At 38.1% G+C, this 15292-nt stretch carries 19 protein-coding genes; 4 read left to right on the top strand and 15 right to left on the bottom strand.

All coding sequences use genetic code 11. The features are described 5' to 3' along the window. The first annotated feature begins 63 nt into the window (after nt 1-63). A complete protein-coding gene (locus AB4Z50_RS17535) occupies nt 64-237 on the top strand; it encodes a hypothetical protein (protein WP_441880898.1) in 174 nt (57 codons plus the stop codon). 170 nt (nt 238-407) lie between these two features. Here AB4Z50_RS17535 and AB4Z50_RS17530 read toward each other — a convergent pair whose 3' ends face one another. The 11 genes from AB4Z50_RS17530 to AB4Z50_RS17480 all read right to left on the bottom strand — a co-directional run bounded on the left by AB4Z50_RS17530 (nt 408) and on the right by AB4Z50_RS17480 (nt 7544). After that, on the bottom strand, nt 408-674 hold the full coding sequence (locus AB4Z50_RS17530) for a hypothetical protein (RefSeq protein WP_441880897.1): 267 nt from the start codon (nt 672-674) through the stop codon (nt 408-410). Nucleotides 675-787: 113 nt separating this feature from the next. After that, complete coding sequence (locus tag AB4Z50_RS17525) at nt 788-1267, bottom strand: hypothetical protein (RefSeq protein WP_441880896.1); 480 nt, start codon at nt 1265-1267, stop codon at nt 788-790. Between the two features lie 270 nt (nt 1268-1537). Further along, nucleotides 1538-1969, bottom strand: a complete 432-nt coding sequence (locus AB4Z50_RS17520) for a hypothetical protein (protein ID WP_076271541.1) — start codon at nt 1967-1969, stop codon at nt 1538-1540. Between the two features lie 145 nt (nt 1970-2114). Then, on the bottom strand, nt 2115-2930 hold the full coding sequence (locus tag AB4Z50_RS17515) for a hypothetical protein (protein WP_441880895.1): 816 nt from the start codon (nt 2928-2930) through the stop codon (nt 2115-2117). A gap of 264 nt (nt 2931-3194) precedes the next feature. After that, nucleotides 3195-3452 carry a hypothetical protein gene (locus AB4Z50_RS17510; protein ID WP_441880894.1) on the bottom strand — a complete coding sequence of 86 codons (258 nt, stop codon included), beginning with the start codon at nt 3450-3452 and terminating at the stop codon, nt 3195-3197. Between the two features lie 194 nt (nt 3453-3646). Further along, complete coding sequence (locus AB4Z50_RS17505; protein ID WP_441880893.1) at nt 3647-3892, bottom strand: PHP domain-containing protein; 246 nt, start codon at nt 3890-3892, stop codon at nt 3647-3649. Nucleotides 3893-3989: 97 nt separating this feature from the next. Next, complete coding sequence (locus AB4Z50_RS17500) at nt 3990-4466, bottom strand: UPF0158 family protein (protein WP_441880892.1); 477 nt, start codon at nt 4464-4466, stop codon at nt 3990-3992. A 303-nt stretch (nt 4467-4769) separates the two neighbouring features. Continuing rightward, entirely contained in the window at nt 4770-5222 is a 453-nt protein-coding gene (locus AB4Z50_RS17495; protein ID WP_441880891.1) for a hypothetical protein, read from the bottom strand. Nucleotides 5223-5796: 574 nt separating this feature from the next. Further along, the gene (locus AB4Z50_RS17490) at nt 5797-6162 is read right to left on the bottom strand and encodes a hypothetical protein (protein ID WP_441880890.1); all 366 of its coding nucleotides are present in this window, start codon (nt 6160-6162) and stop codon (nt 5797-5799) included. A gap of 100 nt (nt 6163-6262) precedes the next feature. Beyond that, nucleotides 6263-6922 carry a DUF4304 domain-containing protein gene (locus AB4Z50_RS17485; protein WP_441880889.1) on the bottom strand — a complete coding sequence of 220 codons (660 nt, stop codon included), beginning with the start codon at nt 6920-6922 and terminating at the stop codon, nt 6263-6265. Nucleotides 6923-7160: 238 nt separating this feature from the next. Next, a complete protein-coding gene (locus tag AB4Z50_RS17480) occupies nt 7161-7544 on the bottom strand; it encodes a hypothetical protein (protein ID WP_441880888.1) in 384 nt (127 codons plus the stop codon). A gap of 170 nt (nt 7545-7714) precedes the next feature. On the opposite strand from AB4Z50_RS17480, the gene AB4Z50_RS17475 reads away from it, so the two are divergent. After that, complete coding sequence (locus tag AB4Z50_RS17475) at nt 7715-8344, top strand: hypothetical protein (protein ID WP_441880887.1); 630 nt, start codon at nt 7715-7717, stop codon at nt 8342-8344. 472 nt (nt 8345-8816) lie between these two features. Here AB4Z50_RS17475 and AB4Z50_RS17470 read toward each other — a convergent pair whose 3' ends face one another. The 3 genes from AB4Z50_RS17470 to AB4Z50_RS17460 form a co-directional block, all read right to left on the bottom strand. Continuing rightward, complete coding sequence (locus AB4Z50_RS17470) at nt 8817-9362, bottom strand: hypothetical protein (RefSeq protein WP_441880886.1); 546 nt, start codon at nt 9360-9362, stop codon at nt 8817-8819. 204 nt (nt 9363-9566) lie between these two features. Beyond that, complete coding sequence (locus tag AB4Z50_RS17465; RefSeq protein ID WP_441880885.1) at nt 9567-9977, bottom strand: hypothetical protein; 411 nt, start codon at nt 9975-9977, stop codon at nt 9567-9569. A gap of 7 nt (nt 9978-9984) precedes the next feature. Next, nucleotides 9985-10401, bottom strand: a complete 417-nt coding sequence (locus AB4Z50_RS17460) for an SDR family NAD(P)-dependent oxidoreductase (RefSeq protein WP_441880884.1) — start codon at nt 10399-10401, stop codon at nt 9985-9987. 493 nt (nt 10402-10894) lie between these two features. Between AB4Z50_RS17460 and AB4Z50_RS17455 the strand changes: the two genes are divergently transcribed. Next, the gene (locus AB4Z50_RS17455) at nt 10895-11545 is read left to right on the top strand and encodes a transcriptional regulator (RefSeq protein ID WP_441880883.1); all 651 of its coding nucleotides are present in this window, start codon (nt 10895-10897) and stop codon (nt 11543-11545) included. Between the two features lie 1247 nt (nt 11546-12792). Next, on the top strand, nt 12793-14253 hold the full coding sequence (locus tag AB4Z50_RS17450) for an MFS transporter (protein ID WP_441880882.1): 1461 nt from the start codon (nt 12793-12795) through the stop codon (nt 14251-14253). Between the two features lie 75 nt (nt 14254-14328). Here AB4Z50_RS17450 and AB4Z50_RS17445 read toward each other — a convergent pair whose 3' ends face one another. Continuing rightward, nucleotides 14329-15129, bottom strand: a complete 801-nt coding sequence (locus AB4Z50_RS17445; protein ID WP_441880881.1) for an aminoglycoside phosphotransferase family protein — start codon at nt 15127-15129, stop codon at nt 14329-14331. Nucleotides 15130-15292: the final 163 nt, after the last annotated feature.

Here is a 15292-nt window from a genome sequence, read left to right as displayed (position 1 = left end):
AGGGGAAGTGCGCGGGCTGCGCAGTCAGTTCGCGTGAATGGATCAGTTGGAGCCATTGCAGCTATGCAAAGAGAACTGCTCTACGTTATTGAGTTTACGATAGGGCAAGAGAAAATCACCGAGGTTGATTTAATTTCTATCCTCTCTCGAACGGCTGCTAACCTTAATGGTCAAAAGCAATTTGCCCCTCTTTACTGCCAGCAACACATTTCGTTCCCAAAACTCAGCTGGCGGTAGAAAATAAAGCATTAGACTGGATGTCTTTATTCCACGCTGATTCTCAATTGTAATATCGTCAGACTTCATACAATAAGTTTTAGACTGACCTCAGAAATTGAAACAGCGACAGCCAAGGACAAAAAATAAAGTCCTAGACTATCGCTGTTTCATTGAACTAACGTTCCTCGTTAGTTGAAGAAAGTATTGTTATTACGATCAGTTATTTTAAATGCCTGATTTAAGCAACTTAGATGGTCTAGCTTCACACCCATCATATCATTGAACACTCTGTATATAAGTTTTGCTAAATCTATTTCATTTGTACATGTTTTAGACTTTTGTGCAATCTGATTGATCTCAATATCATACTCGTTCTGTGGAGCACCTCCAGCTAATAGACCGATAGGATCCCAATTGTTAATCACTTCAGTTAAAAGCTTGGTACTTATTTTCACCTTTTATCACACCTTATTTGGCAATCAATCTAGTAAAAATATTCTATAATTTGCTCTACAATCCTGCCCGTTTGCTTAATAATGAACTGAATATTTACAGGCATCCAAAGATACTATTGAACCTGATTAGCTAAGTCTATTAGGTCGGACTCATCTAATTTATAATTACCTAACTGAATATGGTATCCGTTTATATAATAAATAAATCGAGCCAAAAACCCATTTTCACTTTTCCACCAAATTGATTGGCTGGTCTCGTCCTCTTTGTAATATGCTTGTTTCCCATTTTCAAGTTCAATGGGTTGCTTGCCTTGCTCAGATACTTTCTCTGGTTCATCAATAACCTTACTCAAGATATAGCTTATTTCTTGCTTGGTCTGCTTGTTTTTATAATGAAAAACATATTGGTGAAGTTCATATGGATCATCAATTGATATCTCCGTACGAACTTCATTAACTTCAAATGGAAATCTAAACGGTTCATTGAAATCATAACGCATCATTGGGATACTTCTTTCTTTGTTTGGATTGTGACCACTACATCCACTTATTAAAATCATCAATATTAGAAAAACAAGAGAAATACTCCTCATTATTTCACCCCTTGTTACATTAACGTAAAAGGAGGCATTTTGTTGCGCTAAACTGCCCGTTAGCTTAATGATTTAGCGAATTTCCTTCAACCAAAAGAACCCTTTTCGAACGAGGTATAGAGCCGAGCGTATGTACCTCCCTCGAAGGATATTCCTATTTCGTATCTACACTAATGATTTCTCGCAGCCCACTGCAATTTTCCTCAATACAAAAAGGTTCCGAGTTTCCGGAACCTTAAGGAACAGTACAATACTCACATGTGGTTTTCATTACTTTGAATTCTCAATTGCTTCTCTTAAGGCTTTTGCTAGATTACCTTTAATAATTTCATGACCTAAATGTATTTTTTTATCATCTAAAAAATCAAAACCTTTTTGCTTCTTTGTAGGAGTTAAAGAATAACCTTCTTCCCTATCACATGAGTATATAACTAATTTTTTCCCTTTTATTGCTTTTTCATAGCCTTTTACTCCTAAATACTTCTCAAGCGGAGTGATGTCGTTTTCCACGGGAGTTAGAGAATGGCATTTCTGAAATACATATTCAAGCGCTGACTCAATTTGTTCCTCACTGTTAGGATTTTCAACCTCCTTTACTACATCAATGTTTGCAATAATTCCTCCCCACTTATTAATAATTCCATTAGCAATCATAATAATTCTTTTACCGTAAACATAAATATCAACTTGTTTGTATTCCATACTGATTTTCCTCATTTCAAAATATGATACACGACCTAAACGCCTATTTCTGCTGGGTCATTCAGCTGCGTTCGCAAACTACTCTATGGTGCGTTAAACTAACGATTCCCTTTAGCTTAATCCTCTAGAACGTTGCCTAACGACTTTATTGATCAGGATCCAAGTGAAGTTGTGATATGTTTAATGACGGTTTCTTCATTGCGCTCCAATCTGGTGGATCAGTGAAGAAAGTCTTCAGTCGATTAAAGATTTGTTCTCGCTCTTTGAACCAATAGGTACGCTCATTAATCTCAAAGCAGAGGATGAGCGCAATATCAAAGGGTTGATTTGCCTCACTAAATGAAAATTCATTCACGATTGTTTGTTCGTCGATTCCTCCCGAATCACTAAGGTCCTCGTCGTCTTCAATCTTTGAGTTAGCAGATGTTTCTTCACGAAGTTGAATGTGTTGTTCGAATAATTTCTTAGCTTCGTTCATATGGGAAATGAATCTATTCGGATCAAATAGTAATGAAAAATAACCCATCAACTCTTCGAACAATCCTCGCTCAGTGAGACCAATTTCTATTCTGGTAAAACCATGTGTTAAGCCGGGCTTTACCTCTTCCATATAGGAATAGTTGAAGCGAGCTAAGTTTGCCGCATAAGAACTTCTGCCAGTACGATAGTTGTAGAAAGAGCTGCACAGCAACCAGACAAGAGGTGGATAAATYCACCAAAAATATTTATTATGGTCTCGATATAAATTACGATTGGCTGTCCCAAGTAACTCAAAATAATCTGCCAGTTTACCGAGCTCGCCATTCTCATATAACGGACCTAGTAATCCTCGAAACTCATAAAGTCCTAAAAAAAAGTGGTTGTCGATTGAGTATCCTTCATTCAGATCTCCCCGATTCCTTTCCTCCGTTCGCTCGATATTCTCCTTTAACCCTTTATAAAACAATAGTCGATCATTCAACCGTATACACGCTCCTATATAACCAATGATTCCTATTTCAATCCTGGCTCCTAATCTCCTCATACTAACACATATTGGAAGTATCCTGCCCGTTAGCGTAACGACGAAGGGCTGCCACGTGGCAGCCCTTTTAGTCTTCAACTATCGTTACCTGTTAGCGTAGTTCTCTAGCTCCACAAACCAATCCCCTAAGTGATCTGGAGAATGGGCATCTGACCCGTATATACACGAAACCCCATGGTGCCTACATTTAATCAGGAACCATTAAGGTACATACGCTTTCCCACATGTATCTACCCTTAATCCTGCCGTGTTCACATCAAGTCCAACATTCATTCTAAGGAGGAGCGGAATAATTTTCTCCATGCGATCTTTGATTTGCCCTTCATCTATTTCAGGCAAGACGGTTTTAAATTTTTCAATTAGATTAATATGTCCAATTCTTTTCCGTATAGAGAATTGGGAGATCCACTCAATTGCTTCTTCAATATAGTTGTAGTACTCATCAACAACCTTCTCCATCGTTCCGTAATGCTTTAATATATATTCTTTAAAATAATCTGGTCGGTAATCAATTAATCACATTCCACCCATACCGGGTATATAGTACACAGAATAAATAATGTCTTCTAAATCCTGATCAAAGTCATCTATTATTCTTTCAGTGAAATCAAGTTTACCTGGTAAGTAATCTAGCTCTAAACCAACAGCAACATCTATCTTTCCATTGTATTCTTGTTTTTATGCTTGGCATGTTCGATGTACAGAGAAAGCTCACTGTAAGGCATTGCTAGCCTTTTATATAACGAAGCATCATCGATCCAGTTCAATGGTAAAGGGGCATGTTCACTGAGCGTGTAACGCTCGAATCCTAAATTAATCGCTCGTTCTAAATATTCTTCTTGTGAAGTGCCACTACCATGATGACAGTATGGGGTATGGGAATGATCGTCCCATTTCAAATGAAGGTTCCTCCTTATACAAATTGACTGACGGCTTGACTCTTGTAGAGATATCTAATTGTCTAAAGCCATGTTTATCCTCCCAATAAATAACACTTCATTCTTCTATTACAAGACCCTTCTCTTTACACCATTCCATAACTAATTCCTTCACCTTTTTTTCTTTGAATTCATACCATTGTCTTTCGACGTCATGTTCAATGATTCCATCTTTAAATCTTCTAAATGCTCCTCTTCCTTGAATAGCTCCAAACAATTTTTCTCGAACCTCTGCTTTGTCTAATGTCTCAATAAATTCTTCTATTAGTTCATACTCATGGAACTCGTTTCTTAATGTGAAATCGAGGTAAACCTCGTCTTCATCCTCTATAATTTTTATGGCTTGTTCAATGTTCTCTCGTTCCCAATCCGGATAATTGTCAAGCAGCTCTTCATCTTCTGCCGCTCTCATCTCTTCTCTCGATAATGTTATTACTTCTCCTGTCTGGATGTTTATGTATGTTAGGGTCTCATCCATTTGAATTTCAATTTCAGTAATTAGATCATCTAATTTTACTGTTGCTTTTCTCTCCATTTCACATCTGTCCTTTCATTGAGATTCCTTCTACAAAACAGTTTATTCAAATTACCAAAATAAATCATAGAGGAGCTGCTTTTAAACATGTAACTCGTCCTCAACTATCATCAGACTTTGCAAATTAAATCCGCAGCAACAGCAGCAGACTAGGACGCGAAATAAAGATCTAGACTGCCATTGCTATGGCTACGACTTTTCAACTATCGTTTCCCGTTAGCGTAACGAACAAGCATGTCACCCTGGTTAAGCACATCCTCTGAATAAGGTAATAACCGTACCGAATAGTGCTTTTGAATACACTTATATCCACGTTTGAAACGATTTATTAACCATCTTTACATTGTTCATTTTTGCCCAGCTCTTTAAATCCGAGATGCCTCTATCTTCATCCTTTGAATACCTAAATGCCATATCCAATGGGACGATCTTCCTCCTGTAAGGTAATATCCCAATAACAGGTTTAAAGTACCCCCTGGTCATTATCACTTTAATATCCCTTGAATTAATTATATTCCCATTTAATATGATTTGCTCATTGGATAGGCATAACACGGTTGGTTTCTTAAAAAATGTTCTGTACAATGCGAGTAACAGTACAACTAAACATAGAAGAATCACCGTTAACGAAGCGTAGAATATACCCCTCTGATCCCATAACCTCAATACAAGAATAGATTGACTCGATATAATAGCAATCATGCCTATAATGGTTCCAATCCTTGATGGACTCTTAACTGGATGCTTTATTTCCATAAACATTGCCCCCCTGTTCAAATCCCTTATCTTAGAATACCACTTATTGGAACTATTCTGCCCGTTAGCGTAACTACGAAGGGCTGCCACGTGGCAGCCCTTTTAGTCTTCAACTATCGTTTCCCGTTAGTTCAGCGAGTTAAACTATTAAATTCCTACTATTGCAGATAAGTTAATATCAAAAATATGCTGTATCAAAGCAAAGACGAATAAGATTGCAAATGATATTGCGATATACTTTAATGACCTATAGAAAGCCAATAATAAATGAAGTTTTTCTTCCGCCATGTAATATATAGAACTTCCACCAATCAGCATAAAACAACAGGCCACTATTTTTACTGGAATTAAGTAGTACCATTGAGGAATGCCCGTTCCATAAATTGAAATTATGTAACCAATAAGATAAGTTGCTCCGTAATATCTCCATCTCCTTCTGATAATTCAACACACCTCCTTAATTGAAACTTTTTATAAATTACGGTGTGCTAAACTAACCTGACCGTTAGCTCAACGAGGCTACCGTTCATTTCCGGCAGTCTTGTCCTGGTGATTGTTACACTATAGTGTCCCGTTAATTGAATAATGGTTCGCTTACTATCCTAAACTGAATCCATTCGATACCTGTAACTTTTGTTTTAGTGGTTAGTCCACTAAATTCCCAAATTCCCGATTCTGAATTGGAAGGACCAGTAACCTGCCATTCATAAGCCAATTTGTGAGCACTTACTAGGGTTGAGAAAACGGCATGAGAAATATCGTCCTTATTTAAGGATGTGCTAAAACCAACATCATATAAAGCCGAATCCTTCCAATAACGTTCACAGGATAAAAGGACAGCATTCGTCTCACAAACCTCTTCGAATCTTGAGAGTAATTTTCGAGCCTTTTCCTCTGTATTCACTTTGAAAAACGCATGCCAATGAATGCTTTTATACATCTAGATACCCCAATCATTGAATAAGATGCGATGGTAATTTAACGATTCAGCCTGTTGTCATTGAACTATCGTGTCCCGTTAGTTCAATTATCTATCACCTTCATTGCAACCTCTTTACAGCAGTTGCTTTGTTAATTATCTCGTTAAACTCAGGAATCAAAGCACTACCAACTATTTTATCTCCAATCCGATTAATTGCCCAAGTTGCAAAAGAAATAGCTTGCTCATTGTTGTTCACCTGCAAATGCACTCTAGAAATAACTAATGCTAGTCTAGTATCTGTTAGCACGTCACCTAACCGTTTTACATTCTTATTCCTTTGTTCTATGTCCTCTGCGCTAATACTGGTGAGACATTCAGGGAAATTAATGAAACTCCCAAAGTATTGTAAACCGTATTCTACAAAAGTTTCTGTCATATGTCCTATGTTTTCAAGGGCTTCGATTTCCGTTTCACCATAACTCCACCATAAGTCTTCATCTTCAAGGTCTGAAAGTCGCCACCGAAAATCACAATCATAGGATGAAACTTTATTAAATGGGACATGAGCACCCAAAGGGTTTGGGATGAAGTCTATGTATACTCCAAGTTCAACACAACAACACCCGCCATTTTTATCAGCTTGAATATTGACAGTATAGATGAAATGATTATTTGGTTTTGTTCTATACTTACCGCCTGTACCATTGAATCCATGCTTTTTTAGTTCTTGTTCAAATGTATCTTTTAATAATTGCTTGAACTTTTTTAAATCAGTCATTGGTAATGCCCCCCCCCTTGCCAGACACTTATTCGTGTCAGCAACATCAATCTCTGTATTTAAAGCTATTTTATCATCAACTTAGCCTTGAATGTGATTGATATATGATTGTAATTAATTGAACAAATATAACTGGCGGACACCATGCTATCCTGCCCATTAATGAGCAGGCCACCGCAGCAGCTGCTCATCAATACGTTATTCAACTATCGTTTCCCGTTAGCTCAATGGAAGATTGTTATTTTTGCGTACGGATAACACGGAAATTACTCGCTTTGTATCCGTCTGTACTAGCTTTGAAAGTAATTTGAACTATATCCGAGGTAGAATCGTGTGTCGTAACTTCCCCTTCAAGTATGAACTCTTGTTGAGGATAAGAATCCGATTTCCTGATTGGTATGATATGAGCGCCGCCGATGAGAATGTTATTACCATACTCCTTTCTAAGTACGCTCATAATCTTAGGACTAAGTTCGAAAATAAGCACCTCTTCCAAACTCTTACGTTGAATGTCGGCATTATAGTTAGTTGGTGACTCCTCGCTGTAAGCTTCAGCACAATCCATTACTGTAAAGCAGGTTACCCCTATTGCCCAAATCAAAATTATACCTCTCCACCACATGAGAAATAACCCCCATAAATTTTTGGTTATTTTACCCAAGTGGTTATCGAACTATCCTGCCCGTTAGCTTAACAAACCGATAGCAATACTCTTGGAAAATGAAGGTGATTAGCTGGTATCCAGCGAAATATTAATCTTAATTGATGATATGACATTACGGGGGTAAACAAATGAGTGAATTTACTTCAGGCAGTCTTGTATTGAATAAACATAGGAAAGCTATCGAAGACTTCAATCCCATTTTTATAAAACCGCTTAATGACAAATGGAGCGTGTTTTTTACGGAAGGTACAGACGTTAGTGACACCTATCCTGAGGATATTATAAAAATGATTGCTGGCGTACCTGTATTATACTTTTATAATTTCGAAGATCACGGCTGGGGTTTCACCATCCTTCATCAAAGCAGAGTTGTATCTGCATTCGATTATTCGTATGAGGAAGATGAAATTGAATTACAGAATTATGTACAAGAACGGTTTCCTGAAGAAGAAGCTATTGAATTACTCTATGTGAACCCTGATTCAGACGCTTTTAGGGTTAAAATACTTGGGGAATTCTATATGGAACATAGTAAGGAAGACAAAGTAAAGAAACTTATAATGAGTCTTGACGTGGATGCTTTTGCGTTATTCAACATCGATTCGGGTGGACTTGATAGACTGCGAGATATGTTCCGTATTGAGTCGTTGGTCAGTCTTCAAGATCGTTTTACCTTGATTGACGACTTCAAAGCGACCATAGATATCAAGGAAATGTGCTGGGTCCGTGCAGATCGGATAGAGAATCTGATGAATTAACAACTGCCAACTGCCTCTCGATTGAATCATTAAGCTGCATTAGCCGCTAGCCCAAACCTGAAATTAAGTTCGGGCTAGCGGCTATTTTGTTGAACTAACGTTCTACGTTAGTTGAATAACAAGTTCTTATCTTTTTCCTCTAATCCATCGATTGAATTTAGTTTCCCTCCATGCTGTCCATCCAATTGGCAGATCAGCAAGTTGGACCAAACTCGGGTCAATGTCTATTCATTCTTTTAACCCTAGAATACGAGCGTCTAATTCAATCACTTCTTCACCATCGAGAAACTGCCACATTCCATCATCGCTGTCATGGGATACTTATAGAATAGGGCTATGTCTATTCATTATTTTTTGGGTTGTAATAACAGCTACATTTTCAGGATCTTCAAATGGCCAAAGTCGTTCCATAAATACATAACCTCCAGATATGATTAAGCTAAAGTTAACCGTTAGTTAAGTAGGCATCCCTTCATTTTAGTATGTCTCCTTTCAGAGCACCATGTATCAGTTCATTTGTGATCTCCAATGCATCATCCCTTTTTTGTGCAGGTGCTGATATGATATACCCGCTACGACCATCAAAACCTGATTGATCAGGGTTCCTAGCATCTTTTGTGAATTTTAAAATTGTAAGTTTACTAAAATCGTCGTTAATAAAAATATTACCGTAAGCAAAATGTTTAGGTTGTCCCTTTTCATTATAGGTATAAAATAGAACTGCTTCACCATATTCGCTCAGTGTTATCTTTAATTGTCGATGCTCTTCTGGAACAGGTATATTTTCACCTTTAATATCGATTATTCCTGTGAATGTTCTTACTCCTTTTATGTTCTTTTTCATTTTACCATTTACAAATATGGTATCTGGCTTCACAAAATCACTATTTTCTTCACCCAATTGATACAATACCCCTTGAATCGTAAATTTATAGTGCTTTGGGTATGTATACATTAATATCCATACAATAAATGCCACTATAAGAAGTACCATTGGTATCCATAGTTTTTTCTTCAATTATCAACCACCACCTCAACTAACATTAAATGTAACTATCCGAAAGTACAATGAAAGGCTTGAATCTCACCACTAAAGTATTAGAGCAGTGATTAAAGTATCCTGCTCGTTAGCTTAATGAAGCATCGTCGCATCGTCAGTCTAACACTTTATTTTTCAGTCTAGAACTTTATTTCATTCTAACTTCTGCTACTCCTGTTGTGCTTACGACTCATAAAAATTACTAGTCAGCTCCGTACTTAAAACCCATAGCTTCGACGAATTTTCAGTGTCAATAGCGTATTTAGGATAGCTTCCCGAACCAAATATGTTTTTCAATTGCTCTACACCTTTTTCGCTTGTGGATGGTGCAACTATCTCTCGCTTGTGGTTAATTAGCTGACCTGTTACATCGCGGAATTCATCTGAAGTACAAATATAAAAATAATTGTCTGCCATGCCGGCTGGTGGCGGATTCGTTAAATTTTGAGCCGTAGCAAGCACTTTCCAAAATGGGCTAAGTTTGCTTATCGTTTCTTTTGATAATTTTACTCGGTTGATTTGAAGCGCATTGATTTTAATTCCCTTGCTTTTCAATTGTTCAGCTAATTTGAAGGTTAAAATCAATAATGCCATTTTGGAGTCACCGTACATCAGGGTCCTGCGATTTTTGAAGATGGTCTGTCAGCAAATTAGTCATTAAGAAGGGACCAAATGTGTTTGTAGCAAAAGACAGTTCAATATGTTCAGGACTAAGCTTATATTGCTTTTCTCCATGATTTAAGTAAGCTGCGTTATGTATTAAAATGTCCAAACGTGAGTATTTAGCTTTGAATGCAGCGCAGAATAAACGAATAGAATCAAACGATGAAATATCCAGCTCCATCAAATCTACATTAACATTGTTTGCTGCTAGTATGATTTCTTGTTGCACAGGTCTACTAATCTGCAAATTGCGGCAAGCCATGACAACATGATATCCTTCGGTTGCAAACTTCAGCGTTGCTGCTTTTCCGATCCCCGAATTTGCTCCTGTTATAATAACAATCTTAGCTTTCATGTCGAACCTCCTATTGGATATTTTACGGTTACCCTTCAAGATTTGGTTCTTAAGTGCTTGAACAAATCGATTACATGATTAGAAAAGCATTTGAGATTGTAGTAGCTTGTAGAGCTTTTAGTGCTTTTAGTGCTTTTACTCAGTTATGTCTTCTCTATTTTGATGATAATATGGTGTGAAGGAATTGTTTCGATTTTATAAGCTGCGTTATCAGTTGGGTTCTTGAAAAAAATTGATTAGATGTCAATTGTTTGGGTGTGTTACTCAAGCTGTATATCAATAATATATCGTATTTGTTCAATTAATAGTGCATCTTACAAAAACTATGAGACACTTATGAATATTAGAAATAACGGCTATTGATGAAATAGTCAGCTGACGATATACTGACAACATAGGTCTTGAAGAACACGCCGCTGTCATACAACCATTCCTGTTTGGGAGTGTTTGTATGACAGCGGCGTTTTTATTTTGCAGAGGGGAAGTGTAAGTTATGGCATCTCAATTTGATCACAAATATAAGGAATGGTTACAAGCCAATATTGATTCAGAGAGTAATCATAGAAGACTTGAATTGCTCAATAAGGGACTTGGCCACGGAACAGTTGAATTTCTACGATCAGTATGGTTCCCTGCTGTCGGACATTTTGATTATCTGCTGCCTGAATGGGAAGTTCGCGATTTCAATAATGGCTATCGATATCTGGATCTTGCCTATATGCCAGGTGGCGCAAAAGGTGGAATTGAGATTCAAGGATATGCGTCCCATGCTCGAGATTTTGATGTAAGACGATTTAAAGATTTGTGTAGAAGGCATTGTTTGTTAGCTCTTGACGGTTGGATGCTGCTGCCTGTTGCTTACCCTTCTATTACGGACGAACCGCAACAATGCCAGCAGCTCGTTCTTGCTTTTATCGGTAAATTCATTTCTTCAGATGTGCCTTCACAGTTAATGAGCTCTGAAGCGGAAACCTTACGACTAGCACGACGTTTGCTCCGACCAATAACTCCTTTAGAACTCGCTGAGCATCTCAGAGTAAGTGATCGACATGCAAGGCGTATTTTGTACAAACTCGTTGAACTCCAACTGTTAGAGGTATCCAGTGGCCACCAACGTTGCCGTACTTTTAAAATTCGATTGTAACGGTATACATCCGTCTTAGTAGCATGAGAGTGGGTAATCTGACGGTGATAGTCAAAGTTCCGTGGGTTTGTACGTGTTACGAAAATACTCATTGTTGCTTGAGTGTGAGATTATGTCGGTAATACTCAATGTGACGTAGGCGTGTTTTTGTTTCGGTAATACTCAATGTTGCTTTGGCATGGGTTTGTTCCGGTATTATCCAATGCAACATCAGTGTGGGTTTATTCTGGTATTACTAGATGTAACTTGGCGCGGGTTTAAGTCGGTAATACTCAATGTAACATCGGCGTGGGGGTGTTTCGGTTATTCTCATTGTTGCTTGGGTGTGGGTTTGTGTGCCTCAAAGTTGCGTGGGGTGTTTGAATTCTTAATGTGACAGAAAAAGCAGCTTGGGTGGCGGGTGTTACGGACATAGGTTCCGCTATTTATGGGATTTAGCTCTTTTTTTGATTTTAACGGACATAGGTTCCGCTATTTGCTATAAATCGAGTCTTTTTGAGTGTTTCAGCACAAATAGCGGATCTCATGTCCGTTAAAATGTCAAAACCCACTAAAATTCAAAATTAGCGGATCTCATGTCCATTAGCAATGATAGACACTACCCCTCGAGTCAAAAAAAATCGAGGTTTTCCGCACAAAATATTCGGTATAAAAAAGAAAACCACTCCTACCGAAGGAGTGGCATCTAATTACGACAACAGTTAGCAAACTGTTTTTTAACAAAAGCTTAGTGCGGACTATGCTGTGCGGCTTAGACAATCTAAGGACCAATACAATGATTAGCGTTAAAACAGCGGCATAGGCTGGAACCATCTGTATGCGAAAATGATCGATTATTCCATGCAATAATACAATCAACACTAAGGACATACATAACACTGCATTCAGCCGCCGTTCTCTTTTGCCAATTAGGATTCCCGTCGTGACTGCAATAATGACCAAAATAACAACTACCTCTAATACTCGCATCATACATAACCTCCAACTTTATCTCAGACTTCAATTATGGATAGCCGTAATTGATTAGCTAGAGCATAAATGTTGAAGTACACTTCAAGGTCAAGCTTTAATTGAAACAAATAATGAGATTTTGAATTCACCATTTTTGACGACATCTTCCAAAAATAAATCGTTCATCTCATATTTGTTGCTGAACCTTCACTTTCCATCTGCCTCGTTCTATTTTTATCGCCTAATTAAATGTTAGAATAGAGAGATCAATTCAATCTATATTAGGAGCATGAAAAGTGCGAGGACATCCAATTCACATTTTACGAATCACAGGTTTTCTAGATGGCATTTCATTACTTTTATTATTATGTATCGCTATGCCCTTGAAATATATATGGGGAATAGAGCAAGCCGTGACGCTTATGGGAAGTATTCACGGGGGGATTTTCAGTTTATATGCTGTAGCAATACTTTACGCAGCTATTCGAGTGAAGTGGAGTTTGCTTTGGCCTGCAGCAGCAGTAATTGCGGCTTTTGTGCCATTAGGCAACTTTTTGCTCGATTGGAAGCTGAAGAAGGCACAAGCCAAATATAGTGTAAAGCCATTTAACTATGCCATATTAGTGTACAGTATCGTGTTTTTCTCTTTTATTGATCTATTTGCACAGCTGCCGGTTATGAGTACTTTTGCCGCTTCCGTTGGTGCAAGCTCGTTTATTGTAGGCATTGTCGTTGGGCTTTATTCATTAACCAATACGTTTGGCAACATATTGTCAGGTATTATGACGGATAAGGTAGGGCCGTTCAAAATACTAATGATCGGTTTGCTTCTGACAAGCAGCGCACTACTGCTATATCAATTCGTTGACTCTCCAGTCGTATTAATAATCGTACGAATCATTCATGGTTTTGTGGCCGGATTAATTGTTCCAGCTGCGTTTACTTTCTCTGCAAATACTACGATAAATAATGAGCAAGGGAAAAAAGTTGCCTTCACGGGTACATTTGTTGGATTAGCCGCCATTATTGGACCTGCTTTCAGCGGAATTATGGCAAGCAAAACTTCCGTTCCCTTCGTTTTTACTTGTGTAGCTGTATTAGGGTTTGCACTCGCCATTTTGTCTGCTATTTTTTTAAGCAAGTACAAACCATTAAAGAAAGAAAAAGAAAAAACGATCGAACAAGCAGCAGGCTCATTCTTTAATGCAGGTGTTGTAAAAGCTTATGGCGGTGCCTTTTTCTTAATGTTCTCTCAAGGCGTAATCGCTTATTTGTTGCCGCTGCATGTTCAAACGCTTGGATATGATTCGAAATTAAGCGGCACGCTAATGAGCACTTTTGGGATCATTGCCGTTCTCATGTTTGTACTTCCTACAAACCGTATATTCGATCGCGTTTCCCCATCACGAACGATGGCATTAGGCATGGGTTTAATGGGATTAAGTCAGCTGCTTATTAGCCAATCATCAACGACATTAGGACTTTATTTTGTTTTAGGACTATATGGAATCGGCTTTGCTTTCTTGTTCCCATCCATTAATACGATGCTCATTAGAGCTACGCCAGCAGAGCTTCGCGGAAAAGCTTATGGATATTTCTATGCCTTCTTCTCTCTTGGTGTGGTTGCAGGCTCATCCGTTCTGGGATGGCTTCCTTTCAACATTATCGAAGGGTTCATCTTTACTGGAATCATCCTTCTGTTATTTACTGTTTTCATCGCCTTGAATAAGCAAAAAGAGCAAGCCTTCAATCACTAGTGCATAGCAGCAAAAAAAAGACAGCATTCCATTCAACTGGAGGCTGTCTTTTTCTTTCTCCACTTCAATCACCATTTACTGCTGTTCTCTCCAGCGGGGTTCGTCAGGACATTCTCCAACTCTAGCCGCAATGATTACCGATAAATAATCTTGTATCATTTCACGGGTAACATCCATTTGGGCAAGATACAAATCTGCCAATGTTCTCTTTAATCCCCTGACCAACTCTATATCCTCTGTACCTTCAGGCACGGGTGTATACTCCACCAAAAATACAGTTCTTGCAACATCATATAAAAAATGTCCGTGACACACATTCATGAAATCGATAACTTTTGTCTGACCATTGGATAATAAAATATTGCCTGGATGAAAATCACCATGACAAAGTGTGTCTCCATCCTTCAATTCACTCCATTTGTGCAATACGCCTTCTTGTTCCATTGCATTAGCCGATGACGCATTTATTATATTGTATTTTAAAAATGATTTGTAATCCGGCACATCGCTAGTGCTGACACTATTCTGTAGAATCGACTTATGAAGCTTGGACATATGCTCCGCGCATCCATGGAGATCACCTGTTTTCAAAACCCAATCGAGCAGTGATTCGCCCTCTACTTTGTCATAAATAATACCCATACGCTCTTCATAACTAATCATTTCATATGCCTTTGGTTTTGCGAAGTTCATATCATTAATGGCTTGTGCGTTTCTAAACTCTCTTTCTACATCACTTTTTGGATAACCGTGAACGAAAAGCTTAAGCACTGTCCCTTCTTCCCATTCATATACCGATGCGGTATTGCCTTCTCCGATTAATTTCCCATACTTCATTGATGTCATCTTTCCTTTCCAAATGGCTGCTTCATTCATGGTATCATCTATACTTTTCTACCAATAATCATAGCATATTATGGAAATTTGTGAACTTTACTAGAGCTCGTTATAGAAGTATAAAACAAAAAAACGGCATTTCTGCCGTTTTGATTAGAGCGATTGGTGGAGCTTGGCGCTAGCATCAATTGAACTCCACGCT

The sequence above is a fragment of the Paenibacillus sp. 2TAB26 genome (genome assembly GCF_052115145.1).
In the GTDB taxonomy this organism is placed as follows: Bacteria; Bacillota; Bacilli; order Paenibacillales; family Paenibacillaceae; genus Pristimantibacillus.
This window is presented reverse-complemented; position numbering and strand designations above follow the sequence as displayed.